This is a genomic window from Methanomassiliicoccales archaeon, assembly GCA_029907465.1.
Classification (GTDB): domain Archaea; phylum Thermoplasmatota; class Thermoplasmata; order Methanomassiliicoccales; family JACIVX01; genus JACIVX01.
Genome location: JARYLV010000004.1, coordinates 22,371 through 49,084 on the forward strand (window position 1 = coordinate 22,371; position 26,714 = coordinate 49,084).

Annotated in this window: 26 protein-coding genes; 18 read left to right on the top strand and 8 right to left on the bottom strand. The window is 46.2% G+C overall.

Annotated elements, in window-relative coordinates; translation table 11 throughout:
* The 5 genes from QHH00_02480 to QHH00_02500 are packed head-to-tail and all read left to right on the top strand — an operon-like array spanning position 1 to position 4,158.
* On the top strand, positions 1-426 hold the full coding sequence (locus QHH00_02480; GenBank protein ID MDH7508251.1) for an uL15 family ribosomal protein: 426 nt from the start codon (positions 1-3) through the stop codon (positions 424-426).
* 18 nt (positions 427-444) lie between these two features.
* Positions 445-2,025 (top strand): preprotein translocase subunit SecY, encoded by a 1,581-nt coding sequence (gene secY / locus QHH00_02485; GenBank protein ID MDH7508252.1) that lies wholly within the window; start codon positions 445-447, stop codon positions 2,023-2,025.
* 2 nt (positions 2,026-2,027) lie between these two features.
* Positions 2,028-2,675 carry an EMC3/TMCO1 family protein gene (locus QHH00_02490; protein ID MDH7508253.1) on the top strand — a complete coding sequence of 216 codons (648 nt, stop codon included), beginning with the start codon at positions 2,028-2,030 and terminating at the stop codon, positions 2,673-2,675.
* Positions 2,672-3,220 carry an AAA family ATPase gene (locus tag QHH00_02495; GenBank protein MDH7508254.1) on the top strand — a complete coding sequence of 183 codons (549 nt, stop codon included), beginning with the start codon at positions 2,672-2,674 and terminating at the stop codon, positions 3,218-3,220. Before QHH00_02490 ends, QHH00_02495 begins: the two co-directional genes overlap by 4 nt.
* The gene (locus QHH00_02500; GenBank protein MDH7508255.1) at positions 3,211-4,158 is read left to right on the top strand and encodes an RNA-guided pseudouridylation complex pseudouridine synthase subunit Cbf5; all 948 of its coding nucleotides are present in this window, start codon (positions 3,211-3,213) and stop codon (positions 4,156-4,158) included. The genes QHH00_02495 and QHH00_02500 overlap by 10 nt, the downstream gene beginning before the upstream one ends.
* Here the strand turns inward: QHH00_02500 and QHH00_02505 are convergent, their stop codons facing one another.
* Positions 4,159-5,124 carry an MBL fold metallo-hydrolase gene (locus QHH00_02505; protein MDH7508256.1) on the bottom strand — a complete coding sequence of 322 codons (966 nt, stop codon included), beginning with the start codon at positions 5,122-5,124 and terminating at the stop codon, positions 4,159-4,161. It lies immediately after the preceding gene.
* A gap of 326 nt (positions 5,125-5,450) precedes the next feature.
* Here QHH00_02505 and trpE point away from each other — a divergent pair, with 326 nt between their 5' ends.
* From trpE to trpA, 6 genes are read left to right on the top strand one after another with little or no spacing between them, the layout of a single operon-like run.
* On the top strand, positions 5,451-6,806 hold the full coding sequence (gene trpE / locus QHH00_02510; GenBank protein MDH7508257.1) for an anthranilate synthase component I: 1,356 nt from the start codon (positions 5,451-5,453) through the stop codon (positions 6,804-6,806).
* A complete protein-coding gene (locus QHH00_02515) occupies positions 6,803-7,378 on the top strand; it encodes an aminodeoxychorismate/anthranilate synthase component II (GenBank protein ID MDH7508258.1) in 576 nt (191 codons plus the stop codon). Before trpE ends, QHH00_02515 begins: the two co-directional genes overlap by 4 nt.
* Positions 7,375-9,348: an anthranilate phosphoribosyltransferase gene (gene trpD / locus QHH00_02520; protein MDH7508259.1), complete on the top strand. Its 1,974-nt coding sequence runs from the start codon at positions 7,375-7,377 to the stop codon at positions 9,346-9,348. Before QHH00_02515 ends, trpD begins: the two co-directional genes overlap by 4 nt.
* Positions 9,345-9,932 carry a phosphoribosylanthranilate isomerase gene (locus tag QHH00_02525; protein ID MDH7508260.1) on the top strand — a complete coding sequence of 196 codons (588 nt, stop codon included), beginning with the start codon at positions 9,345-9,347 and terminating at the stop codon, positions 9,930-9,932. The genes trpD and QHH00_02525 overlap by 4 nt, the downstream gene beginning before the upstream one ends.
* The gene (gene trpB / locus QHH00_02530; protein ID MDH7508261.1) at positions 9,929-11,107 is read left to right on the top strand and encodes a tryptophan synthase subunit beta; all 1,179 of its coding nucleotides are present in this window, start codon (positions 9,929-9,931) and stop codon (positions 11,105-11,107) included. Before QHH00_02525 ends, trpB begins: the two co-directional genes overlap by 4 nt.
* The gene (trpA, locus tag QHH00_02535; GenBank protein MDH7508262.1) at positions 11,104-11,904 is read left to right on the top strand and encodes a tryptophan synthase subunit alpha; all 801 of its coding nucleotides are present in this window, start codon (positions 11,104-11,106) and stop codon (positions 11,902-11,904) included. The genes trpB and trpA overlap by 4 nt, the downstream gene beginning before the upstream one ends.
* Positions 11,905-11,973: 69 nt before the next feature.
* Here trpA and QHH00_02540 read toward each other — a convergent pair whose 3' ends face one another.
* Complete coding sequence (locus QHH00_02540; protein ID MDH7508263.1) at positions 11,974-13,545, bottom strand: tripartite tricarboxylate transporter permease; 1,572 nt, start codon at positions 13,543-13,545, stop codon at positions 11,974-11,976.
* Between the two features lie 143 nt (positions 13,546-13,688).
* Here QHH00_02540 and QHH00_02545 point away from each other — a divergent pair, with 143 nt between their 5' ends.
* Together QHH00_02545 and QHH00_02550 are read left to right on the top strand one after the other, a co-directional pair.
* Entirely contained in the window at positions 13,689-14,600 is a 912-nt protein-coding gene (locus QHH00_02545) for an ATP-binding cassette domain-containing protein (GenBank protein MDH7508264.1), read from the top strand.
* Positions 14,601-14,632: 32 nt separating this feature from the next.
* Positions 14,633-15,382, top strand: coding sequence for an ABC transporter permease (locus QHH00_02550; protein ID MDH7508265.1), 750 nt, complete (start codon positions 14,633-14,635; stop codon positions 15,380-15,382).
* Here the strand turns inward: QHH00_02550 and hpt are convergent.
* The 3 genes from hpt to ade form a co-directional block, all read right to left on the bottom strand.
* Positions 15,375-15,932 carry a hypoxanthine/guanine phosphoribosyltransferase gene (gene hpt, locus QHH00_02555; GenBank protein MDH7508266.1) on the bottom strand — a complete coding sequence of 186 codons (558 nt, stop codon included), beginning with the start codon at positions 15,930-15,932 and terminating at the stop codon, positions 15,375-15,377. The two genes, QHH00_02550 and hpt, sit on opposite strands and share 8 nt — an antisense overlap.
* A 65-nt stretch (positions 15,933-15,997) precedes the next feature.
* Positions 15,998-16,660: a phosphoribosyltransferase gene (locus tag QHH00_02560; GenBank protein ID MDH7508267.1), complete on the bottom strand. Its 663-nt coding sequence runs from the start codon at positions 16,658-16,660 to the stop codon at positions 15,998-16,000.
* A gap of 75 nt (positions 16,661-16,735) precedes the next feature.
* Positions 16,736-18,370, bottom strand: coding sequence for an adenine deaminase (gene ade, locus QHH00_02565; protein ID MDH7508268.1), 1,635 nt, complete (start codon positions 18,368-18,370; stop codon positions 16,736-16,738).
* A gap of 61 nt (positions 18,371-18,431) precedes the next feature.
* Between ade and QHH00_02570 the strand changes: the two genes are divergently transcribed.
* Positions 18,432-18,689 carry an RNA repair domain-containing protein gene (locus tag QHH00_02570; protein ID MDH7508269.1) on the top strand — a complete coding sequence of 86 codons (258 nt, stop codon included), beginning with the start codon at positions 18,432-18,434 and terminating at the stop codon, positions 18,687-18,689.
* A gap of 18 nt (positions 18,690-18,707) precedes the next feature.
* Here the strand turns inward: QHH00_02570 and QHH00_02575 are convergent, their stop codons facing one another.
* Positions 18,708-19,310 carry a hypothetical protein gene (locus tag QHH00_02575; protein ID MDH7508270.1) on the bottom strand — a complete coding sequence of 201 codons (603 nt, stop codon included), beginning with the start codon at positions 19,308-19,310 and terminating at the stop codon, positions 18,708-18,710.
* 276 nt (positions 19,311-19,586) lie between these two features.
* On the opposite strand from QHH00_02575, the gene QHH00_02580 reads away from it, so the two are divergent.
* Together QHH00_02580 and cas4 are read left to right on the top strand one after the other, a co-directional pair.
* A complete protein-coding gene (locus QHH00_02580) occupies positions 19,587-20,378 on the top strand; it encodes a C15orf41 family protein (protein MDH7508271.1) in 792 nt (263 codons plus the stop codon).
* Positions 20,379-20,405: 27 nt separating this feature from the next.
* Positions 20,406-21,383 (top strand): CRISPR-associated protein Cas4, encoded by a 978-nt coding sequence (gene cas4 / locus QHH00_02585; protein MDH7508272.1) that lies wholly within the window; start codon positions 20,406-20,408, stop codon positions 21,381-21,383.
* Here cas4 and glmS read toward each other — a convergent pair whose 3' ends face one another.
* Both glmS and QHH00_02595 read right to left on the bottom strand, forming a co-directional pair.
* The gene (glmS, locus tag QHH00_02590) at positions 21,384-23,174 is read right to left on the bottom strand and encodes a glutamine--fructose-6-phosphate transaminase (isomerizing) (protein MDH7508273.1); all 1,791 of its coding nucleotides are present in this window, start codon (positions 23,172-23,174) and stop codon (positions 21,384-21,386) included.
* Positions 23,175-24,365 carry a sugar phosphate nucleotidyltransferase gene (locus tag QHH00_02595; GenBank protein MDH7508274.1) on the bottom strand — a complete coding sequence of 397 codons (1,191 nt, stop codon included), beginning with the start codon at positions 24,363-24,365 and terminating at the stop codon, positions 23,175-23,177.
* Positions 24,366-24,504: 139 nt separating this feature from the next.
* Here QHH00_02595 and gvpD point away from each other — a divergent pair, with 139 nt between their 5' ends.
* Positions 24,505-26,013 carry a gas vesicle protein GvpD gene (gene gvpD / locus QHH00_02600; protein MDH7508275.1) on the top strand — a complete coding sequence of 503 codons (1,509 nt, stop codon included), beginning with the start codon at positions 24,505-24,507 and terminating at the stop codon, positions 26,011-26,013.
* Positions 26,010-26,711 carry an RAD55 family ATPase gene (locus QHH00_02605; GenBank protein MDH7508276.1) on the top strand — a complete coding sequence of 234 codons (702 nt, stop codon included), beginning with the start codon at positions 26,010-26,012 and terminating at the stop codon, positions 26,709-26,711. The genes gvpD and QHH00_02605 overlap by 4 nt, the downstream gene beginning before the upstream one ends.
* Positions 26,712-26,714 lie beyond the last annotated feature (3 nt).

Consider the following 26,714-nt stretch of genomic DNA (forward strand, 5'->3'; position numbering starts at 1 on the left):
ATGCCAAGCAGAACAAAGAAATTCAGGGGAAGCCGCACGCACGGACGCGGCAAGAAGGCGGGGCGTGGTGCAGGCCTTCAGGGCGGTCGAGGCAATGCAGGCCTTCACAAACATAAAGTCATGTATATGTTGAAATACGACCCAGATCACTTCGGCCGGCATGGCTTCAAGAGGCCTCAGAGCGTTGTGGCAGCGAAAATTGCGATGAATGTCGGCGAGATCCAAGAGAATATAAACAGGTTGATCGCGGATGGATTTGCTGAGAGAAAAGATGGGAGGGTCACGGTCAACTTGGCAAAAATGGGCGTTGATAAGCTCCTTGGTTCAGGGAAAATCATCGAGCCAATTGATGTTATCGTTGCCGATTGTTCTGAACTTGCACGGGAGAAGATTGAAGCCGCAGGCGGCTCTATAGTTCAACCGTAGCGATGCTCTGGGATGAACATGGCTGAAGGGGAAAAGAGCAGGCTGTATAAGTTGAAACCCCTCACCGATAGATTGCCTGCTGTTGCTCGACCCGAAGGCCATGTCCATTTCAGAACGAAGATGATGTGGGTCATCATCATCCTTGTTTTTTACTTCATCATGACAAATGTCTATATCTATGGCCTAGATCAAGCTCAAACAATTGACCTGTTTGCCCAGTACAGAGCAATACTCGCTGGTGCGCAAGGTTCACTGATGCACCTTGGTATCGGACCAATTGTGACTGGCTCGATTATCATGCAGCTTTTTGTCGGAGCGAAGATCATTAAACTCGATCTCAAAAACGACGAGGACAAGGCGGTCTATCAAAGCACGCAGAAATTCCTCGTTTTGATCATGATCGTTGTTGAGGCAGTACCGCAGGTTTTCGGGTATCTTGTCCCTTCGGAGACATTTGTCCATAATCTGGAGGGGGTCTTTGGAAGTGATGGAGTACTGAGTGGTCTCAATTTCGCGAGGTTCGTCATCGTCCTTCAGCTTTTCATCGGATCTTATCTTGTCTTCCTTATGGATGAAGTCGTCTCGAAATGGGGAATTGGTAGTGGGGTCTCTCTTTTCATCGCTGCGGGCGTTGCGGAAGCGATCTTCACCGGTACAGTCAACTGGCAACCGGTAGACCCAAATCTGCCGATAAGTATCGATAATCCGCCTGCGGGCACGATCCCAAAGACGATCTATATTCTCCAGAATACCTCAGCCGCGGGGCTCGCAGGCGGTGGATACGAAAGAATCCTCTTGCAGAATCCTAATCCTATGGTTGCCCTGATCGGCACAATCGCGATATTCCTTTTTGTGGCTTATGTTGAATCGACGCGTATTGAACTTCCTCTTGCTCACGGAGCTGCACGAGGTGCGAGGGGCCGTTATCCGATCAAGCTTATCTACGCATCAAACATTCCAGTGATCCTTATGGCAGCCCTCCTTGCAAACGTCAGCATGTTTTCAATGCTCCTGTGGAACAACCCAACATTCAGAGATCTTCCTCTTATCGGAGGGCAGTGGTGGATAGGGTATTATGAACCTGGAAGTACGCATCCAGCGGGAGGACTTGCGTGGTATCTTTCGACGCCAAGGGGGCTTGGAGACTGGTTGCTGCCGATCTTGAGTCCTGATAGGTATGGACATTTGGCTGCAGGGCACGATAGCTTGCAAATAGCTCTGCACGTTGTCGTTTATCTTGGCGTAATGGTCATAGGCTCGATTATCTTCGCGAAGTTCTGGATCGAGACAACGAACATGGGGCCCGAGGCCGTTGCGAGACAAATTGAGTCATCTGGCCTGCAGATTCCAGGATTCAGAAGGGATCCAAGAGTGCTCCGGCGCGTGCTTGAAAGATATATTCCAGTGGTCACGATTATCAGCGGTGCGCTTGTCGGGGCACTGGCTGCAATCGCGGATCTCATTGGAACAGTTGGCAACGCAAGTGGTACCGGTGTCCTCCTCGCAGTAGGAATCTTGATACAGTTCTACGAAGCTATCGGCAGAGAGCAGATGATGGAGATGCACCCCGTATTGAGGCAGTTCTTCGGAGGTGAATAAGGTTGCCAAATCCCCCCCGAGCTCAGAGTAGTATGCCGAGGATCACTACAATACTTGTCTTTGTATTAGCCCTCTTTATTCTATTCGATCCAAATCTAAGAAACGGTCTTGGACAGATTATTGGCTACGGGCTTGAGCCCGTTATCGGGTTTGGTGGTAGATATCCTGTTGTTACGCTCTTTCTTGCTGGCATAATTATGACTGGTCTTACAATTATCATAAGGCATTTCATGGTCGATTACGTCGAGCAGGTGAAGAGCCAGAAGATCGTCGCGGCTTTTAACAAGGAATTCAGACAAGCGCGTATGGAGAACAATACATATAAGATCAAAAAACTCACAGAACAGCAGCCAAAAATACTTCAGAAATCAATGGAAGTCTCATCGTCCCAAATAAAACTCCTTCCAATTACGATGGCCGTTGTCGTTCCAATTTTTTCATGGTTGTCCGTCTTTATGGGCAATATTAACAGCGCCCATTTCGCAGTCCCGTGGTCTTCCAATGCAGACATGAATGCCGTTTATGTCTTGCCAGGCTGGATACTTTTGTATTCGCTCGTTAGCTTGCCATTCGGTCAGGTGCTTGCAAGAATACTCAGGTATTTCTCTTTCAGTAAGCGCCTGAAACAGATGAAGGCCGATGCAAAATGAGAATCACGATCAGCGGCCCCCCAGGATCAGGTAAAACAACGGTATGCAAGCTCCTTTCAGAGAAGCTCGGAATGAAATACGTCGTTTCTGGTGCTCTCTTTAGAAATATGGCTGAAGAACAGGGTTTGACTCTTGAGGAATTTGGTAAACTGGCGGAAAAAGACCCCAAATTTGATCGAATGCTCGATGAACAAATGCTGCGGATCGCGCGGGAAAATGATAGTATTATTCTTGAGGGGCGACTGACCGGGTATCTTCTTAATAAAAATGGAATTGACGCTTTCAAAATTTACCTTGATGCAGAACTCGCTGAAAGATCGAAAAGGGCATCGGTGCGAGATGGAATTGACATCGATACTGCGAGAGAAAAAATCGTCGAAAGGGAACGATGCGAGGCGATGAGGTATGAGAGGTATTACGGGTTTGATCCCGCAGATAGGAGCTTCTATGACCTTGTTATTGACACGACACGTCTCTCACCCGAAGAAGTGGTTTTGAAGATTGTTAAGGCGCTGGAGGCGAGAGGTTGGGCAGAATGCTCGTAAGAGAAGAATCATTCGTTAGCAAGAAATGGGGAAAGCCTCCATCGACCCGATCTGTGCAGGAACTCTTGGAAGCTGGTGTAATCAACCTTGATAAGCCGGCAGGGCCAACGTCTCATCAGGTCACTGCCTGGGTCAGAGATATTTTAGGGATTAAAAAGGTCGCTCATGGTGGTACCCTTGATCCCAATGTCAGTGGGGTACTCCCGATCGCTACGGGGAAGGCAATCCGAGCGATCGATCTGACACTGAAATCCGATAAGGAATACATTTGTTTGATGAGGTTGCATAGGGATAAACAGGAAGAAGATATTCGAAAGATTCTTTTAGGTTTTGTAGGCGAGATCTTCCAGACCCCTCCGGTGCGATCTGCAGTAAAGAGGCAAATGCGGGTCAGAAGAATTCATGATATCAAAATCATAGAGATCAGAGGGAGAGAGGTCCTTTTTAGAGTTTCATGCGACGCTGGGACCTACATTAGGACGCTTTGTTACGACGTCGGCGAAGCCCTTGGAACAGGAGCGCATATGGAAGAGCTGAGACGCGTACGCTCGGGGAATATGAGGGAAGAAGACTCTTATAAACTTCAAGACGTCAAGGACGCCATCGTATTCTGGAAGGAGGAAAATGATGATTCACTACTAAAGAAAATTCTCATGCCATTTGAGAAGCTCCTTGAACCTCTTCCGAAGATTATTATCAAGGATAGCGCAGTCGATGCGATCTGTCACGGTGCAGACCTTGCAGTCGTTGGCATTGCGCGTCTCGATGCCGATATTGTGAAGGGAAGTACAGTCGCAATTATGACGGAAAAAGGTGAAGGTGTTGCTCTCGGGACTGCTGAGATGAGTGCAGAAAGGGCCGTCATCGCGAAAGAGGGCATTGCCGCTAAGACCACGCGAGTATTTATGAAACCTGGCACATACCCAAAAATGTGGTAATCACAAGAAATCATTCACAGTTGTCTGATTTCTGATTAATGGTCTCGAATCAATATCGAGAATCCTCTTGATCGCTTTTGAAAATCTTCTCGATCTCCCGTGATGCGTTAAAACAATACAAGGGTTGCACCTGTTGATAAAATCGATTAGTTCTTCGAAGTCTGCATGATCTGATAGCGGGAACGCCTCATCGACCTTGATGCTTTTCCTGAACGCCTTGTCTACCGCCATTCCAGTAACAACTGCTGTCTTTAATTGATCAACCTGTCGATGTCCCATAAAGGTCGAATCGAAATACCTCATAGGATAAATCTGGATTGATGGTCTTGAAGGTGGAACGTTTGATAGTCTTGAATAATGGACTGGTGTATCAAGTACAAAATGCGTCAAATCGCTAATTGTATTGTGGACATATATCTGTTGATCTGAAAGTATCGATATCAACTCTTGCGCCTTTCCAAGTGGTTGCGCAAAGAAGATGACTGAAAACCCGCGTCTGATCGAATCTTCAGTCCAATCTCTTATCTCGCCCACGACCTCTTCTGTTTTTGGAAAAATGAATCGCGGATCGCCGTATGTTGACTCCACGACCATCGCGTCTGTCTGAACCGGAGTAGCCCCATTGAGACCGAATCTCGTTCGAGTGTTGAAATCGCCTGTGTAGAGGATCCTATGTTTGTTCTCAAGGAGGAACATCGAGGCACCAGGCACGTGACCTGAGTTGAGAATCCTGATTTGAGGGCAGGTAACTGGCATGATTTCCCTCCCCAACCTCTTCTTCGCTATGTTAGCAGTTAAATGTGTGCATATTGCAGTTGGGCAGCGGATTTCTTTAGGCAAATGGTCGACGTGTGCATGTGAAATGCAATAAATCCCAGATGGTCCTAGTCTCGTGGGATCAAAGTAATACTGCCCATCAGAATAGATTTCGATGCCATTCTTTATTTTGATATTAATCTCATTCACTTGATCATCTAGGTGGCAATTATTCTTCGCATCTTGTATTTCTTTTTGTTCCAAATTTCGGAACACCACGGGAGATTGTCCGAATCATAGGAAACTAGGGTCTTGTTTATCACTGCTTGATCATGCTGAGTAATCAGTTCAATTCTCTTTAGATCCATTGCGTCTGTTCTTTAGGGTTCATATCATAGTATCTTTATGTACAATAAAGTTATAAATATTACATTGATGTTCATCATCATCCATGAAGCAAAAGAGGGATTTTCTTTGGAAACAGAAGAAGGAAATCTAAGGAGCTTTCACAATTCCGGTCGAAAAAACCGTTGAAAGTGAGCATAGCGTTGCGCGAGGGGCCGATTGCAGACCCCGTATCGATTTTCTCATCTATGCGAGAAAAATTTCCGGGCGAATGTTTTTTACTTGAATCCGTTGAGGGAACGAATAGAACCGCTCGGTATTCCTTCATCGGTGCTGATCCGTTGTCCGTCTTTAAGTCAAGAAGCCGTACGGTAGAGGTTGATGGCGAGATTCTTGATGTCGAGAACCCCTTCCTCGAATTAAGGGAATACTTCTATTCATTTGACTGCGGGGCTTCTGAACTCGCACCCTTCTCTGGCGGCATCGTGGGTTATCTTGGATATGAGATGGTGAGATTTCTAGAGACTGTCAATAACTTGGACAAAAAAATCGATAATTTACCAGAGAGCTACTTTGTACTACCGAATCATCTCGTATGCATCGATCATCTCAACAATCGGACTTTTCTCATCACTCATGGAAATTTGCGCGATCTTCAGAAATCTCTCCAAGGAACCGATCATAAAAATAAGCCATCTATCCGCATCGGGGATCCTTCCATGAATATTGATAGGGATCATTACGAGCGTATCGTAGAACAGGCGAAGGAGTTCATTCTGGACGGCGACATATTTCAAGCTGTTCTCTCACGGAGATATGAGTTTTCTGTGGAGGGTGACCCTCTTGCGATGTATATCGCGTTGCGCCAGATCAATCCGTCACCATATCTGTTCTTTCTTGATTTTAATGATGTCAAGCTTCTCGGCTCCTCGCCCGAAATGCTCGTGAGGTTGGAGGGAAGGAGACTTGTGACAAGGCCACTGGCAGGCACGAGAAGAAGGGATAAAGATAAGGAGGAGGACGAGAAATTAAAAATCGAGATGCTCCTCGATGAGAAGGAGAGAGCAGAGCATCTCATGCTCGTGGATCTTTCAAGGAATGATCTTGGAAGGGTTTCAAAGTTTGGTACAGTGAAAGTCACCGAGCTAATGGCCGTTGAGAAATATTCGCACGTGCAACACATCGTTTCGAATGTTGAAGGGGAATTGCGCGATGATTGCGACGCCTTTGATGCGTTGCGCAGTTGTTTCCCCGCGGGTACGGTTTCTGGAGCACCAAAAATACGTGCTATGGAAATCATTTCGGAGCTAGAAAAGGATCCAAGGGGACCCTATGCGGGTGCTGTTGGCTATTTTGATTTTACAGGAAATATGGATTTTGCCATAACGATCAGATCGATTACAGTTGCTGCTGGGAAAGCGAGGATTCAGGCGGGAGCAGGAATTGTTGCGGATTCCGTGCCAATGAATGAATTCAATGAAACGGAGCATAAAATGAGGGCGATGCTCGAAGCCATTAAATCTATTTCTAAGGAGGGTTCCTGTTGACTGAGATTCTCATTATCGATAATTATGATTCTTTTGTATATAACATAGCGCAGTATCTTGGTGAGCTCGGTGCAACCGTCCATGTGCTCAGAAACGACTCACCAGATCTTCAGCAGTTCTCCCGTAAGTGTGACGGATTCGTTATTTCTCCGGGTCCTGGACATCCCAAGGATGCAAAGGGAAGTCTGGACATCGCAGCTAACAATGGATTTGGTATGCCGATTCTTGGAGTCTGTTTAGGTCATCAGGTTATTGCCTATGTCCGCGGTGGAAATATTGTAAGAGCAGAGCGTACGGTACATGGAAAGATTGAGCGCGTTCTACACTTCTCTGATCCTATTTTTGATGGCGTGCCATCAGAATTCCTAGCCGTTCGATACCATTCGCTAATAGTTGAACGCGTTAGCCTCCCGCCTTCTTTGAAAATCCTTGCAGAAAGCGAGAAAAAGGAAATCATGGCCATTGGAGTCGAGAATCAGCCAGTCTATGGATTGCAGTTTCATCCAGAGTCTGTCTTGACTGCCCATGGAAAAAAGATCCTTTCAAACTTTCTGAGGATGTGTAGGAAATGATTCGCGAAGCGATAAGACATGTTGTTGAGGGATATGATCTCACTTACACAGCGGCCCGAACGGTGATGCGTGAAATGATGCTCGGTGAAGCCACACCAAGCCAAATCGCTGCATTCCTAACAGCGATGAAGATGAAGGGAGTAAGAGAGCATGAACTGCTCGGTTTTATCACAGAAATGCTCGATAAAGCCGTCCGTATTCCATCTCCGCCTGGCGCCATTGATATCTGCGGAACGGGAGGTGACAATTCTGGTACATTCAACGTGAGTACAGTTGCTTCCTTTGTTGTATCTGCAGCTGGCACGCCGGTCGCCAAGCACGGGAATCGCTCAGTATCTAGTAAATGTGGATCGGCAGACCTGCTTCGTGCAATGGGCATTCCTTTCGATCTCGATCCCCCTTACGTCGAAAAGTGTCTTACTGAGACTAATTTGGGGTTTCTCTTTGCCCCTACCTTTCACATGTTGATGAAAGATGTCAACGCTACACGGAAAGAAATCGGAATTCCAACACTCTTTAATGTCCTTGGACCTCTGGCCAATCCTGCAAATCCGCCATATCGACTCATAGGAGTTTACAGGTCATCAATAGCGCAGACGGTGGCAAACATCCTCCTATCACTCGGGCTGCAGCATGCACTTGTTGTCCATGGAAATGGTCTAGACGAAATTACAAATACAGGCGAAACAACAGTGGTCGAGCTGAAAGAGAATAAGATTTACAGTTACAATATTTCACCAGTTGAGTTTGGAATCGACCTAGCTGAGCCTGACGAAATTAGGGGTGGAGATCCATTCGATAATGCTAGGATCGCGTTATCTGTTTTGCGCGGAAAGCCCGGTCCTAAATTGGATATAGTCCTGATCAATGCTGGCGCCGCTCTTTATGTAGCCAACATGGCCGAAAATATCGAGGAGGGTATCAAAATCGCTCGTGAAGCGATAAAAAGTGGCAAGGCATATTCGAAGCTCAAGGGTTTTCATTCAATCGTAAATAGGCTTGAAGCTGAACGCCAACGAACGATGAATACTACTGCACTCAGAAAAACTCTCTTGTGCCCCGAGTCACTCGTGCAGAGGTGCAAGGATCTGACTACGGAATTGACAAAAGAGATCATGATGTCGGAACAGGGTGCTAGGTTGCTAGGTGGACTCGACGACAATCTTTTTAGATCGCCAGGTGCGCTGACTGTCATTATTCTGACAAAAATACTCCGCCTATTGTCCGAAGGAAAATTGAATGTGCATACACAGTCCCGCTTCCATCGACATGCATGCAAAAAATTGTCTGACGCAATTCTCAGTGCGGAAGGTCTCGCAATTCTAGGGGAGTATAAAAATCGCATCCCTTCGTCCAAGGATTTATACATCCCGCCAGAACCGTCCCTAATCGCTGAACTGTATGGGAGGTATGGACTTGAAGGTATGTCTGTCATCGTCGAAGAAGATTTCTTTCTCGGCAGTGCAAACCTTTTCTCATTTTTCCGAAATAAGATAGATATTCCGATGCTCTTTAAGGATTTCATCGTATCAGAGCAACAAATCAGGCTCGCAGCGGAACTCGGGGCTGATTCCATACTTATTATTTCGAAAGCCCTCAAATGTGACAGGATTGAAGCACTTGTTCAAGAATGCATCCGATTCGGTCTTGAACCAATAGTTGAAGTCCACGACGTAGGGGATGTTGAGAAAATCCTCTCATGTTCGAATTATGACAACATTGACCTCATTGGCATTAATTCTAGAAATCTCCAGTCGTTGAAAACCGACTTATCTATATTGCCACAAGTGAAAAAGATGATCACTGGCGACAAGCTTCTAATTGCTGAAAGTGGGATAGCAAAGGCGGAGGATCTCGAGGCGTTGAAAGGATTCGATGCTGCATTAATTGGTTCATCTTTTTTGACAGCTGAAAAACCTGCGGATAGTATCTCTGAGATCGTTGCCGCGGCAAGGAGGACGAAGAAATGAAGGTCAAGATCTGCGGCATCACGAATGCTGAAGACGCCTGGATGTGCGAATCATTCGATCCGGATGCCCTTGGTTTCGTTCATTATCCTTCGAAGGTGCGGAGTCTGCCCCTTAAAAAAATCCGTGACATCACATCTACGATCGGACCTTTTACAAAAACAGTTCTTGTCTGCTCCCCCACGAGTGTTGATATGGCTGTGAAGATGGTGGAAGAGGCAGGCGTCGATGTCATTCAATTATATACTTTCAATAGATCCGAAATAGAGAGAATAAAAGCATGCGGGATTCCCGTAATTAGGGCAGTGAAACCACTGCAAAATGAGATCCAAGAGTTCTCCGACATCGCCGATGCGTTATTATTTGATGGACCTGTCCCTGGATCTGGACTATCTCATGATTACGGACGCATTCCTGTCGACAGTTGTCGCAGGGCAATCATAGCTGGCGGACTGAATCTTGACAATTTGCAACTCGTGAAATCTTTGAAACCGTATGGTGTCGATGTATCATCTGGCGTAGAGAGGAGTATCGGCAAGAAGGATCCACAATTAGTTTCAGAATTCATCAGGAGGTGTAGATCTTGATCAATCACCGATACTTCGGGCGATTTGGCGGTATGTATGTACCAGAAATACTCGTGGGGGCACTAATGGACCTAGAAAGGGAATACAACAGATTAAAAAATGACAATACATTTAGAGAGGAACTTAACGATCTTCTTCACAATTATGCTGGAAGGCCTACTCCGCTGTACTTCGCAGAACGGCTTTCGAAGCGATGCGGAGACGCCAGGATATTTTTGAAACGTGAAGATCTCGCCCATACGGGGTCACATAAGATTAATAACGCGCTTGGCCAAGCACTTCTTGCGAAATGGATGGGTAAGGACAGGATTATTGCAGAGACAGGAGCAGGCCAGCATGGAGTAGCAACGGCTACGGCATGTGCGCTTTTGGGCATTAAATGTGAGATATATATGGGAGAGGCTGATGTCGAGAGGCAGAGGCTCAATTGCTTCAGAATGTCGCTACTTGGTGCTAAGGTCAATGTTGTGAAGTCAGGGTCGAGAACACTGAAAGATGCCATCAACGAGGCCATGAGGGATTTCGCTGCGACAAGTGATCATACACATTATCTGATAGGAAGCGTCGTTGGTCCACACCCATATCCAACGATCGTTCGTGATTTTCAAAGTGTAATAGGGGAGGAAGCAAAGGAGCAGATTCTTGATCTAGAAGGGGAAATGCCAGATGCGCTGGTCGCATGCGTTGGGGGTGGGAGTAATGCGCTCGGACTCTTTCATCCTTTTCTCCCATATAGTGAGGTTAGAATGTATGGGGTCGAAGCCGCCGGTCAAGGCATCGAAACGGGCAGGCATGCCGCAAGTTTGGTGGCTGGTAGAGAGGGCGTCCTGCATGGTGCTCGAACGATGATTTTGCAGAACGAAGAGGGGCAGATCTCTGAGACGCATTCCATTGCAGCGGGGTTGGATTATCCTGGCGTCGGGCCTGAGCATGCCTATCTCAAATCGATTGGTAGGGTGAATTACGTCGCGGTCCGCGATCAAGATGCTCTCACAGCATTCCGGATTTTATCTGAAGCAGAGGGAATCATTCCTGCTCTAGAAAGCGCTCATGCAATCGCATTTGTGCTGCGTTCGACGAAGGAGCTTTTTAACGACGGAATCATTATTGTGAATCTTTCGGGCAGAGGAGATAAGGATGTAGCACAAGTTGCTGAGATGGAGGGGAAGTTGTGAGCAGAATCTCGGATACCTTCGCATTTCTCAGGCGCAAGGGATTCGCTGCATACATTCCATATATATGTGCTGGCGACCCTTCGATCGACTTCTCAAGAAAATTGATTTACAATCTTGTTGAGGCCGGAGCAGATATTTTGGAAATTGGCATTCCCTTTTCTGACCCGATCGCCGATGGACCCCTCATACAGGGTGCAATGATGCGCTCTTTGTCAAATGGGTTTCAAATAAGGCATCTGTTCGAGTTGATTTCCGAAGTGAGGGCATACGAGAACGATAAGCCGATCATCATTATGAGTTATCTTAATCCGATCATCCAATTCGGGACCGAGCATTTCTGTGAACTTGCCTCGGAGGCGGGCGCTGACGGTCTACTCTTTGTTGACCTCCCTTTAGAGGAATCTAAAGAAATTGACGAAGTCGCCAGATCAAACGGTCTCGACATCATCAGGATTATTGCCCCGACATCCGACGACGAGCGTATCAACCGATTACTTCGGAACAGCTCGGGATTTGTTTATGTCGTTTCGGTAGCCGGTGTCACTGGTCCAAGGGAGAAATTGCCTGAGACTGTTTTCCCCTTCCTAAAGATGGTTAAAGACAGAAGCCATGTTCCAGTGGTCCTTGGATTTGGGATATCGGGACCCCATCAGGCGGCTCTTGCGGTCATGGCTGGAGCTGATGGCGTTGTCGAAGGATCAAATCTCATCAGGTTATACAATTCTGCGGGAGGGAATGACGCAAGCTTACCAATCATTGCGAATCATGTTCGTGAAATGAAAGTAGCGATCTCTTGAAGAAATGTACAAGGACTCTAGTTCTCGCTTTCAATTGAGGTCTGTGTGACATCATGGGAGGTCTCTGAATCATAACCCTGCAAAGAAGAGGGCAATAGGGAGAAGCAAGCAGCCAGTGAGTTGCACCCTTTTGACGCCGACCAATGGTGGTATGAGTCCTAAACAAGTGGCAGTGACGAGTACAACGAGTCCGATGGGTCCTGTCATAAGGCAAATAAGCAATATCAACAAAAGGAGCACGGCAAGATTGATCTTTTCGATATTGACATTCTCGAGTTTCTTGCTGATCCCTTTTCCGAGGACGAATGTCAATGTAAACCCAACTATCGAAGCGATAAAAATTGAGAATAGCAGGAGTGAAAAGACTGGGGAGATTTGGTTTAACGACGCATTGATCTCCTGAGGTCCTATAATTTCTCTCACTGCGAGCATTGCTCCACTCCTGCCCTTACCTATCGTTGTGAGGGCAACTAAATTGAAAACAGTTGCCGACGTTCCGAGAGCAGAAACCATTGTGATAAAATCCTTTGAAGAATCGATTGGATTGACTTTCTTTTTTGGTGTAAAAAAACTTGCAATGACCGCACCTGTTGTCGGAGTTACGCCTGGACACCATCCTACGATAGCGCCGACAATCGTACCTTTCAACACATTGCCGAGTTTAATGTTCACATGCGCACCCGATTCTTGTGGCGGGATTCTTGATCTGTTCAATGAAAGAATCAGGGATGGCACCCCGAAAAGACCCGATAGTAATGGAAACAGTAGGTTATCAAAAGTGCCAACGAAAAATGGATTCGAAGGCATATTTCCGTGCAGTACGATGAAACCAAGTATGCCAGAACCAAGAAAGACAGCGAGCGCAATCATTTTCCTATGAAACCTTCTCCTCTTGAACCTCCAGATCCCATTGATTGTGGCGTAACCTTCAGGAACGCTCCCTTTGATGCGAAGTTTCCAACGACCATAAGCCGTCATTACAACATATGATTTCGGAAATCTTCGTTGAATTTGTCCAGAGATTCGCACTTTTTCACCTTCTGCTGGGAATGGTGGCAATAAAATTACTATTGGGGATGAAAATTCAATGCTACCTTCGCGCGCATCGATGATTGCAGTAATACGATTATCTTCCTCTTCAGAAGCTATCAAGAGAATCATAATCGCTATTAGAATAAATGGAATGAAGGGCGCGAGGATGTCATAGAGTTTCAAAGGAGCTCCCATTAATAACTGTAACGGAAAAGCGAGCACAATCGCGATAAGTGCGCCAATGAAACTTCCCTTCGCGGCGCACTCAACAGCTTCCATGCCCTTTCCGCTCAGCAGCAGTCTATGCCCAGGGAGGACAGAAAGAACTTCGGAATCTTCTGGAGCACCAAGGAAGACGGAAGGAATGAAATCGAGGAATGAATGAACGGTTGCTGCTGATATGATCATTGATGAGAAAAGGATTGATATTGTGATGGGGTCAAAATTATTCGTTGATTCGATCAGGGACGGAGTTATCGATGGGTACAGAGTGATAAGGATGGCGCATAGCGTATTTATATGAACTCCTGGTGTGAGGCCGCTGATGCACCCTAGGCATGAGCCAGCAAGAGTAAAACAAAGGATCAGAAGAAGAATCTCTAGCTCCACATAGCAAATGATTTTTCGTCGATTGTAATGGTGCTTGCATTACTCTTATATTATATTCTGGACGATCCCCTCGTTGACTCCACAACAGTTATTGGCTGCACTAACACAGATTAATTAACATGGTCTATCAATTACCCCGCAGCATGAAAATCGTCGTCAAAGCTGAAAATTTGACAAAAAGATATGATTCATTCACCGCCGTGAATAGTATCAACTTCGAGATCAGAGAAGGTGAATGTTTTGGCTTTCTAGGCCCTAACGGAGCTGGCAAGACGACAGTAATGAAGATGATCTACTGTGCGTCTCCGATAACTTCTGGAAAACTGTTTGTATTGGGGTTGGATGTCGAGAAGAATCCAAGGGAAATAAAGGGTCTCATCGGGGTCGCCCCCCAAGAAAATAATCTTGACCCTGATTTTACAGTATTGAAAAATCTAACGGTCTACGCTCGCTATTTCGGGATCGAAAAAAGAATTGCTGAGAGAAAGGCGATGGAACTTCTGGAATTCATGCAATTGAAAGAAAAGGCTGACGTGGAGATACCTGAGCTTTCTGGGGGGATGAAAAGGCGGCTCATCATTGCGAGAGCTCTCATAAACGACCCTAAAATTCTCATTTTGGATGAACCAACAACGGGTCTTGATCCGCAGGCAAGGCACCTCATCTGGGATAAGATCAGGGAACTGAGGAAATCTGGTGTTACTGTTATCATGACGACGCACTATATGGATGAAGCCGAACGTTTATGCGACAGGCTTGTCATCATGGATCGGGGAAAGATCCTCGTGGAGGGCAACCCCCAGGAACTCATTGAGCAACACTCTGGTCAAAGCGTTCTTGAGATTGTCGATCCTGCGCCAGAAGTTGAGAGTTATCTCAGAGTTAGAGATCTTTTCACTGAAAAAGGCTCAGATCGAATCTATGTTTATACTGAGAATCCACAACAGCTTCTTAATGAAATCAACGGGAGGTTCTCATTGCAGCATGCAGCAATTAGGAGGTCAACTCTAGAGGATGTTTTTTTGAAACTCACGGGCAGGGGGCTGAGAGATTGAGTGTTCTGTCTAACATCAGTCGTCGGTCTCTAATGGTCTGGAGAAGAAACAAGGATGTCTTTTTCACAACGTGGAAGACAAATTTTCTGCCCCCCTTCTTTGAACCAATTCTCTATCTCGTAGCGATGGGATTAGGCTTTGGGATCCTCATCGGAAAGGTCGAATACGAAGGATTTTTTGTTGAGTATGCGATGTTCCTTGCACCCGGTCTCGTTGCAATTTCCTCGATGTATTCTGCGTTTTTTGAATGCACATACGGCTCTTATGTACGCATGCATTACCAGAAGACTTTCGATGCGATCATCGCTACGCCATTGAGTATCGAAGATGTAATTGCTGGAGAAATGCTCTGGGGCGCGACAAAAAGTCTTTTGAACTCCACGATTGTGCTTGGGGTTGTTGCGGTCGCTGGACTTGCATGGTTTCCTGGTATGCTATTTGTCCCATTCATTGGTTTCTTATCTGGTCTTATGTTTGCATCGATCGCAATGATCTTCACTGCGCTCGTTCCGAATATCGATTCGTTCAATTACCCTTTCTTTCTGCTAATCACGCCTATGTTCCTTTTTAGTGGCACTTTTTTCCCGCTTAAAGTGCTGCCAGAATGGGGCCAATGGATGGCCGAAATGCTCCCGCTGACACATTCAACGAGATTGATCCGGGATCTCAGCTACAATTTTTTCAGCTTGGCAGATGTGATAAGTTTGCTATATATAGTGTTATTAACGGCGATCACCTTTTTCGCAGCAATATTGCTGATGAGGAAGCGTTTAATCAAGTGAGGACAACGACGTGACCATTCCGAATTTCGACTCTCACGAGGGTCTTGATCTTGATTCCCAACTCATTTTCAATCTTTGATTTTACGTTCCCTTTTTCAACCACGATAATAACGTCCTTGATGATCGCTCCGAGATCTTTGAGGGCCCTCAATATCGCTGAAAGGGTTCCACCAGTGCTTATTACATCGTCGACGAGGACGACCCTGTCTCCTCTTTTGACGCCGTTAATGTAGAGTTCCCTTTTGGAGTATCCCGTGCACTGAATTACGCTTACCTCATCCGGTAGTCCGTACTTCTTCTTCCTAATCACGTTGTACGGAATTCCAAGTCTCTGGGAAAGACCGACTGCAATTGGTATTCCCATCGCCTCTGGTGTGGTGATAAGATCGCAGTCGAACTCGCCGATCTGGACAATTGCATCGATCACTTCGTCCAGAACTACTGGATCCATGCTAGGGATGCCGTCGGTAATTGGACTGATGAAATAATCATAATCGCCCATGCGTACGACCGGAGAAGATTCTAGACTTCTTCGAAGTCGATCAAGCATCACAGTATCCATATCCATGCCCACAAAGATATAGATAATTGCACATGAATCCGCTATACGATTTTTCAGCCTATCTTGACCCAAATTCTTCCTTTTCTCTTGACCTTCCCCTCTGCTTCAAGGTCTTTAAGAGTCTCACGGACAAGATCTTCAGAGACTTGAATCTCGAATTGATCAAGAAAAGCAGCCTGTATCTCATCTTCAGTCTTTCCATCCCCGAGAGTCTTTGGAAGCAGGGTCCGTAAGTCCTCGTGAAGGTTCCATGGAAATATGAACCAAGTCCATTGATCCTCAGGAACCTTTACTGAGTAAAAATTTGGCTCAATTTTGGAACGCGTTATGTGTAAAAGGGTTGCGGTTTGGATCTCCTTCGGGTTCAGCTCCTCTACATGTCCGATCGCAAGTTTCAAACTTTCCCCTGTATCAGTGATATCGTCAACAATGAGAACATTCTCATTATCGATGTTTGCATTGAGTTCTTGAGTGAGGAGGGCTTTTCCATTCTGGTTAGCTGTGATCCCCCAATGCTCTGTCTTAACAGCGTAGAGCTTCTTGACGTGGAGGTGATCGCAGAGGAGCCTTGCCGGGATCCAGCCACCTCTTGTTAAGCCAACAATGACAGTCGGCTTCCAGTTGCAATCCCTAATCTGTCTCGATACGTCAAGAGTCCATTTTGAAATTTCTTCCCATGTTACGATCTTACTCCTGAAGCGCTCAATTTCCGGCATCTTTTCACCGAATTACGGCTGGAAGGCAAGCGCATTAGGAACAAAAAAGCTTTTTGTCGGAATCATTTCTCAATGTCACTCGATAATCGGATCAACGAATTTAAACTGGGTGGAATCGAAGAGACCCCTATCACAGATCTTGAGTTCTGGGACGACGAGAAGGCTTTGGAAAGAAAGCGTCATGAATGGTGCCTCCAAATCGCACCCCATTGTTCTAACAAACCCTATAATTTCTGCCTCTTTCTTACAGACTGTGTCGCAGTCTTCAGCGCTCATGAGACCAGCAATAGGCAGCTCCAAAGTTACGGTTCTGGTACCATTCGTCGCACAGTAGCCCCCCACCTTTGATACATATTCGACGGCAGTAGCAATCGAATTCGCATCGACACCAACAGCAATGATGTTGTGGGCATCATGGGCAACGCTAGAGGCGATCGCACCCCTTTTGAGTTTGAACCCCCTGATGAAACCTAGGGCTGGTTTCTTTCGTTCATAACGGCACACGACAGAAACGTACAGGACGTCTTGCTCCAAATCCACCTGGACAACACCATTAGACACCTCGAGTTCTGCGACTTCGGAATAACTGATGTCTTGGTCAGGCACGACGCGAATCACCCTAGCCAAAACTTTCCGCTTGTCCCTATCAACACGGATTTCAAAATCAGCATGAGAAATATGCTGTTCAACCATGTGATAATCGAGGTTCTCTGGTTCGACTTTGAACAGGGCTCTCCCTTTTTCTGCAACGAGCTTGCCGCCGATGTATACTTGTAACACATTGAAATCCCTGAGATTATCAACGATTACAATATCCGCTAATTCGCCAACCGCTATTGATCCGAGTGGCAGCCCATAGTGTTTCGCGGGCCACAGAGTTACAGAGCGAACCGCGGTGATTGGGTCGATTCCAATGCGAACCGCTTTTCTTAATAAATCATCTATGTGCCCCTTCTTTAAATCCAATGCGTGCAAATCATCCGAGACAAAGAAAAACTCATGCTCTTTTGCAAATTCTGCCAGTGGTTCTAGGTCTTTCGAGGTAGAGCCTTCCCGCACCATAATCCTCATTCCTTTGCGGTGCTTTTCCAGCGCTTCCTCCGAAGAAACACACTCATGATCCGTGGATATTCCTGCAAAAATATAACGGTCGAGGTCGTAGCCTGATAGACCAGGCGCGTGTCCATCAATAGGCTTTCCAAGCAGTTTCGCCGTTTCGATTTTCTTCATCATATCTTCGCTTTCTGTGAGCACGGCTTGAACGTTCATTACCTCGCCTAACGCCACGAACTCCGGGAGCATTAGCAATTCCCTTACTTCTTTCCAGGTCAAAATGGCGCCTGAGGTCTCCATTTCAGTGGCCGGGACGCATGAGGGGACAGTGAAGTACATCCGCATTGGTGTTTTTTTCGAATCTTTCAGCATGAACTCAATCCCTCTCATGCCAAGAACGTTCGCTATTTCATGGGGGTCTGTGATGACACAAGTTGTGCCGTGGGGCACGGCAGCTTCCGAAAACCTAGATGGGCAAAGGAGTGACGATTCAATGTGAATATGAGAGTCGATGAAGCCTGGAAGAATGTATACATCAGGTGCGTGTGATCGTCTTTCTATGCCAGCGATTCTATCATCCTGGATTACCACCCTCCCAGGAATTATAACTCCGCCAGCAACATCGACAATTTGCCCCTCGATATTTTTGATTTTCATGTTTATCCAATTTTACATCAGTCCCCAAAATATTTTTCCATTGATCCTACTTGCGATCAATATGGCGTTCCCGCGAGAGATTCTCAACGAACTCAAATGGCGAAAAGACAGGAATCTGGCTGAAGCTGAGATTCATTATTTACATAGGGGAGCACCGAATAATATCAAGATTATTTCTGGATCTGAAATCAAAGAGCTCGGCCGATACTTCTTTTCTGTCGGTGATAGTGAGGTCCCATATCATCGGATTAGAAAAATCATTTACCGGGGCGAAATCCTCTTTGATTCTAGTAGTCTTGGCAAGAAAGAAAAGAAATAGTGAGTTACGGGTAATCGATCAGCGCGATTCTCCACAGTTTGGACAGGTTCGCATAAACGCGGGGTATTGGACGCCGCATTTCTTACATCTGACCATTTCTGGTTGTCTTGGTTTTTCTGGTGCGGCCGCCGGCGGCGGTGTTGCTTGCTCTGGTGGCGATGGGCGAGACGGAACTGTTGAAGGTTCTGAGGGTTGTGTTGTTTGAATTTGACTAGGGGGATACGGCTGATATTGAGGCTGGAACACCTCCTGCAACCGCACAAAGGCAATGATCAGAAAGATACCGGGGATAATACCAAAGATGATTCCCAGAACACCGTAAATTAGCATGTGATCGCTTGCCTCGCTGAATCGCCCTTGGTCAATGTGATCGAAGACCGTTGGTTTCATGATGTATAGGATGATGAAGCTCACAAGTGCAGTGACGAGAAGGTAAATCGTACCCCCTCCACCTGCATGATCTAAGACCAGCATGAATAATGAAACAATCCCAAAAATCGCTGATACAATCATAACGACGAAGAAAAAGACCTGACCCCAGTATGCCAGTCTCCTAGCGTCAACCGCAGCTGCAGGAAGCCAAGGGGGACCTTTGCTACTCGCCAAAAATGAACTGTCCATTCACACTGCCTCCTTTTCCCATATACGGGAATTTTGAATCATCTCAAATGAATCATCTTCTTCTGTATTTAATCATATTGCATCCGGAAGTCATGTTTTTGATCAACTCAGCATTAGTCCCTAAAGGAAATAATTGTCTCGGGAAATCTTTGTTTTTTCTTGCGACTATGACAGCTCTATAACTTCCATTCCATTTAGCCAGCGATCCAGGAATGCTGGTACCGCGATAGTTTTAAATACGATCTACCTTACTACGACGATAAAAGCGTGAAAATAATGAGATTAAGTGATTACAGGGAAATTTACCGGTCGTTGAATTTTCCTGAAGATATCAAGATCGTTGCTGCGGAAAAAGGATTGGATGAAGAGCTCTTGACGGTCATTTTTACCCAAAAAACGGTTAGGGAAACGACAAAGCGATTCTACCTAGTTAAGCGCAACGCTGATAAACTGCTCAGAAGTTGGAAAGAGGGCAGGAGCATTTTATCGATCGCGAGAAAATGGCATTTTTCACCCATCTTAACAGGTTTAATCATTTTTCAGGCGAACGGCTTTTCGAAAAAACAGTACTGGAACCTGGTCAAGAATCCTGAATTGATCAATGATCGCAGAACGATGAAGGAAATAATGGATGTAGTTCGCTCGGACATTGTCTACTCCCCGTGGGCGACTGAGGTGCAGTACAAACGAGGAGAATGGGGTGAAAATCGTCTGAGGAGCTGGCTTGATTCCCAGGGAGTCAGTTACAAGACAGAAAAGGATCTCAGGGGGGAATTTCCAAAGACACCGGATTGTCTTTTGGAAAAACCAATTCAAGTCAATGGGTGGAAGATCAATTGGATAGAATCGAAGGCGACATTCGGTGATACGCTTGAGGTTAAGAAGAACATCCGCAGGCAATTGAGTGCCTATACCGATCTTTTCGGAGAAGGACTCGTTGTTTATTGGTTTGGGTACATTGATGGGATCGAGTGTCCAGATGGAATCGCAATCGCAGACTCATCTCTTCTTTCGTGCAATTGCGATAAATCGTCCGGGATTATTCCAAGAAATAGGGCAAGCATTTAGATTCCCGTCCACGATATCTTCATCGAAATGGCCTTTATTTCTGCAGGCGAAATAGAGAAGTACGCTTACTGCCCGCTGAGTTGGTGGCTTAGCAGGAATTATGATGTGACAACACCTGCTCTCAAGGAAGGCCAAAAGGAGCACGAGTCTCTTTCCAAGAATCTCAGTGAAATCGTCGATCATGAATTGAAGGCTAATATCTGGGAACGGGCGATCACATGGTTTGCTATTACAGCAACGGTGCTCGCTATCATTGGGGTCGTATTGAAGCCTGTGGAAAATCCAGAAGAATGGAGGAAAATACTCAGCGTGCTGTCGATACCCTGGATCATTGCTGGACTCATTGCACTCTACAGTTCTGCTTCTGCCGGAGAAGAGAGGAACCGTGCCAAATACGAGCAGATAACAATTCTCACAGCGATCATTGCAATGATCACCGTGCTTAATGCTGTTACAATCCTTGGAATCGAACCACGCACTGCGTTGATCTATGAATTCTTGGCACTCCTCTGGTTGATCGCTGCTAATATCGCCCTTTACCTTTCATTGCGGGCAAGTCATATCGCCGCGAGCAAGAGAAAGGAGCAGCTGATCAGAGGCAAGATTGTTTATATTGGTGGCAAAGGTTCGAAATTATTCAAGTCCGAAAAATACGGTATTGTTGGGAAACCGGACTATGTGATAGAAGTCAATGGTGAGGCAGTCCCGGTAGAAGTCAAAACCGGACGAAAGCCTAGAGGCCCACTCTTTTCACATATACTGAGAGTGGGAGCCTATTGTTTGCTTTTGGAAGAAGACGGGGAAAAAGTATCCCACGGCATCCTGAAATACGATGACGTTGAGTATGAGATTGAGTATGATGAAGAACTAAAGAAAATAATTCTTGCCAAGACTGAAGAAATGCGCAATCTCCTAAAGACAGGAGGCGTACACCGTAATCATCACAGGGTTGGCAAGTGCATATCATGTTCAAGAAGAGCCATATGTCCCGAGAAACTAGCCTGATCATTCTACAGTCACACTTTTCGCGAGATTTCGTGGTTTGTCGATTGGACAACCTCTTTTTCTTGCTGTGTAGTAGGCCAAGAGCTGAAGAACAACCGTCAATGGAACCGGTGAAAACAGGGGGTCGACTTTAGGGATTCCTATGAAGCGATCAGCAATTGCCATTAATTCACGATCGTCCTCATATCCAATTGCGAGTATTGGGCTGTCTCTTGCGGCAACCTCAGAAATATTCGATATCATTTTCTCATATGTGTGATCCTTAATGCATGAAGCGACTACGGGCGTATCCCTATCAAGAAGCGCGAGAGGCCCGTGTTTGAGTTCACCAGCGGCATATCCCTCGGCATGAATGTATGAGATCTCCTTAAGCTTCAGTGCCCCCTCAAGCATTGTCGGATAGTTTATATTGCGACCGATGAAGAATACGTTTCTTGCGTTAACGAGAAGATCCGACGCCCCCTCAATAATTTCTTTATTATCCAGAACGGCACTGACCTGTCGGGGCATTAATCTCAATTGGTCTTTCATCGACCTTAGGAGTTCGTGTGAAATTGTCCTATGAACAAACCCTATCCTCATACCTACGAGGTACAGGGCAATGAGTTGTGTGATGTAAGACTTGGTCGCTGCCACACCAATCTCGGGACCTGCCTTTGTGTAAAAGACTTCATCGACCTCTCGTGTGATAGTGCTACCTACGACGTTTGTGATCGCAAATGTACGGCATCCCCTTTTTTTTGCTTCTCTTGCCGCAGCGAGCGTGTCAGCTGTCTCACCGCTCTGAGTGATAAGAATGACCAGTGGAGTTTCTCGTGTGCCGTGAGAATACCTGTATTCGGATGCGAGTTCGAGCGTAACGGGAATGTGGGCCAGGGACTCGATGATGTATTTTCCTACCATTGCGGCGTGATAGGATGAACCGCAGCCAACGATCTTCACAGAATCGAAATTCGCATCCCGAAGGAATTCCCCCTCTTCGATGCCATCGAGCATTCCGAGGAGGGAATTGTGAATCGAGGCCGGTTGCTCAAAGATTTCTTTGAGCATATAATGTTCAAACCCTCCACGTTGGGCATCTTCAACTGTCCAGGTGATGAGACTGGGTGCTCTAGAGATCTCATTACCTGAGCAATCATACAGTCTCACACCGGCTGGTGAGATGACTACGTATTCTCCATCCATTACGTGAATTACTTTATTGGTGTAGTTCAGAAGTGCTGTCACATCAGAGGCGATGAAATTCTCGCCAACACCGAGGCCAACGACCAATGGATTTTCTTTTCTCGCCGCTATGATCTCTTTTGATCCTTTCCCAATTACAGCAACGGCATAAGTTCCCTTGACCCTCTTCAGCGCCTCTCTCACAGCTTTTTCCATGTTCCCATCGTAATACTTCTCTATTAAATGAACGAGGACTTCCGTGTCGGTCTCCGATGTGAAAACATGCCCTTCCGCTTCGAGCTCGCGTCTCAATTCGCGATGATTTTCTATGATCCCGTTGTGCACAACAGCAAAATTACCCGAGCAATCGAGGAAAGGATGTGCGTTTTCCTTCGATGGTTTACCGCACGTTGCCCATCTCGTGTGGCCAATTCCCAGAGTCCCGCGAAGTTTACTCACACTCCTTTCTAACTGTGAAATATCCCCCTTGTCTTTCACGATCTGGATATCATTTTCTAGGATTGCCAATCCTGCAGAATCATAACCCCTATACTCGAGTCTTTTCAATGCATCGAACAGAATTTCGATAGCTTCTCTCGGGCCGGTATATCCAACAATACCGCACATTCAAACCACGACGCATCTGTTTTCCAGATTTCCCGAAACTCTTACACCGTCAGAAATCCGACAGCCAGCACCTACGATCGTTCCAGGAACGATCGTGACGTGTGAGCCGATAGTCGTATCCTCCCCAATCAATGCCCCGATATTCTCCAATTTAAAGAATTCATCGTCAATCTTTGCAAATGCGTGACCGCATACGCAGCTCAGACTCGAGGCAATCCTCACACCCTCGTCGATTGCGGTGTGTGAAAGATGCGAATGTGACCCAATACACACGTTATTCATGATCACCGAGTTTGAAACGTAAGTGTATGCGTCAATATGGACGTTATTCCCTATACTGGTCGTTGGAAAAATACTCACATTTGGCCCTATGTCGCAACCCTCCCCGATGAGAACGGGCCCGTTGATATATGTACCAGATCTGACTCTCGTTCCCGCTCCGATCACGACTGGACCTCTGATCATTACATTGTCCTCAATAATGCCTGAAATCGCCTGCCCTTCGAACGAAAGTGCCACCGCATTGACCCTGATAATGTCCCACGGGTACACCACATCGATCCATTTCCCACGCGTCTTTACCGCGTATATATCAAGTCTTCCGAGCATTTTTTGCATAGCGTTCGTAATGCCGAGCGCGCCAGAACTCACTTCTGTTTCAATTACTTCAAGAATCTCATCATTGAATAGGTACACCCCAGTACTGATGATATTACCGACAGTGCTTTCGGGTTTCTCGACGATGGACACGATCTTATTCCCTTCCAATTGCACGACGCCGTATTTTGAAGGAATATCGCTCTCGGTTACGAGGATAGAAGGTATCCTACCGTTACGCAAGAGGTCAGAAACAGTCTCTGCGTCGATCAGATTATCTCCTGCAAGAACGATGAAACTCTCATCTAGCAAGTGTCTAGCAGATAAAAGGGCGTGTGCTGTTCCTATCTGCTTCTCTTGGAATGCATATGAAATTTTCGCATTAAATCTCGCCCCGTCCTGAAAATAGGACATGATCTTTTCCTTCTTATAACCGACAACCATGATGATGTCCTTGATATCATTTGATACCAGGGCATCGACGACATATTCAAGAATCGGCTTATTGCCGATCTGCAGCATAGGCTTTGGGCGTGAATAGGTGAACGGCCGGAGCCTCATCCCCTCCCCTGCTGCCAAAATAACTGCTTTCAAGCGTGTATCCTCCTCTGCTTGCATTTCAGTTTTGCATCTTTATAATTTTTGTATAAGAAATGATTTTTGAAAATATGATAGTATCATTTGCGAGAATCTATCGAAAAGATTTATGCATTCTTTTTCAAATTAATCACCGATGGCATGCCGCACTGGAGAATTTACGGGAATTGAGAAGACGGAAAATCCAGGAGCGAGACTCCCGCCTGAAATACTTTCTTTCTTTATGAAAGAAGGCGGTCATTCACTGATTCTCAGAGGGAATGCTGGTACAGGAAAGACAACATTTGCTCTTCAGACAATAGAGGAACTGAGTGCCGTTGAGAAGAGTTATTACCTCTCAACGCGCGTCTCCGACAATTCCCTTTTTACGCAATTCCCTTGGTTAAAGGAGAAATTTCAAAGGGGAGAAACCTCCCGGCTCACAATTGCATCAAATGCAACGATAGAAGAAAAGGATCAAAAGGACAGACAATCTGGATTAGTTGAATTGAAAGGAATTAAGGGTCTCAGTGGAAAGGAAACAAAAATCTCATTAACAATTGGCAAGGACCTCAGCGAACTTGAAGCGATCTACAGGGTCGTTGAGTCTGATGAGAATTCAAAGCATCTGATCGTCATCGACAGCATCGACGCATTGGCACAGAAATATGGCGAAACATGCGCGCGCATCATGTTGACAATCCAGGGTGATCTCGTCGAGGGATATGGCACGAACGTCCTGTTTGTCCTGGAAAGTGCTGACCCACAACTCGATTACCTTGGTGATGGTGTTGTCTTACTAAGATCCCTAGAATACCAAAATAGACGGCTAAGAGAAATCGAAATAATGAAGTTAAGAGGATGTGAGATCCAGCAGATGCGATATCTTTTCACTCTCAGCGGCGGAAGGATTCAGAGCTTCGGCAGAACTGAGGACATTGATGTCTCTCTATGGAAAGGCTGGTCGCCAATTCCAGATGCTGGGGAGCGAGTATCATGTGGCATAGGTGATATTGATCGCATGCTAGGTGGAGGACTAGAAAGAGGTTCGATCGTTCTTTTGGAACTCGGGCGCGCGATTCCGACAAGCGTCAGTACCGCGATTGAAAACTCGATGGTCGCAAACTTCGTCGCACAGGGAAGAGGAGTCATCTGGGTTCCCATGAGAAAGGCGAGCGCTGAGAGTCTGAGGAATCGCATGGTCGGTATCGTTGGTGAAGGGGATTTTGAAAAGAACGTAAGGATTCCAGAAAAGGCGACTCAGATCGGAACGGCAGCAAAGTATGTCCTGCCCGTTGAAGGCTCAACAGCCTACGATGATTTCAGCTGGCAGAATCTAGCCTTCGCGCTACAGGCTTCATCCCCGCCGTACCTTACATTAATGGGATTCGATACGATGGAATCCATCTACGGAACCAAAGTAATGGATCAGCTTGCTGATTTTCTCGCCTCGGTCAGAAGGAGTAAAGGGATTTTTGTTGGCATTGCCCCCCCTTCCGCAGAGTCCACGCAGCGAATCGCCGATCTCGCAACTATTCACCTCAAGATCGATAGGGTTGGGGGGACAGTCATTCTGTATGGAGAAAAACCGTTTACAGGGTGCAACGCTTTTACCTTTGTTGAGAAAGAAATTGGCGGTCATATCTCATTGATTCCGATTCTATGAGTGAGGTGGTTATGTTAAAAATCGCGCTCCCAGAAAGGTCCTCCATTCTCGTCATCGGAAGCCCAGGAATTGGACTTCTTGAGTTCAATATCGGGCTTGCTAAGAGCTACATTGAAAGAGGCGATACTGTCGTTTTCGTGACAATTGATGTTCTCCCAGCTGATGTTGTCGCTCTCTTGGAAGCCTTCGACGTTCCCGTTGACGACCTTCTGGGGAATAAGATCTTCATCATTGATTATCATTCAAGTCTCTTGGGGTCATATGATGAGGATTCATCTTCCACAAGAAATTACGTGCGGAAGGTCTCGGACATCGAAGGGATCATGTTCAATCTGACAGCGATAGCGAATGAATACGGTCGGCCAATGAGAATCTTCCTACACTCACTTTCAACTCTCTTTCTATACAACCAGACAAATGTCGTGTTGAAATTCTTTCAGATCTCCTCATCCAAGATTCGATCCGAGCTCGGCATGGCCATATCTACTGTGCATGACGGGGTGCACGAAGATAGGACGATTAATCATCTCATGGCAATGGCCGACGGCGTAATCGAACTTAAGTTCGATGAGAATCTTAATCGAAGATTGAGGATTAGACATATGAGGGGGTCTCCAAGCCCGACTGAATGGATCCCATTCGAAATCAAGCAGGCCCGACGAGAATCGAAGATGACTTTGCTTGAGTTCTTAGATTAAATC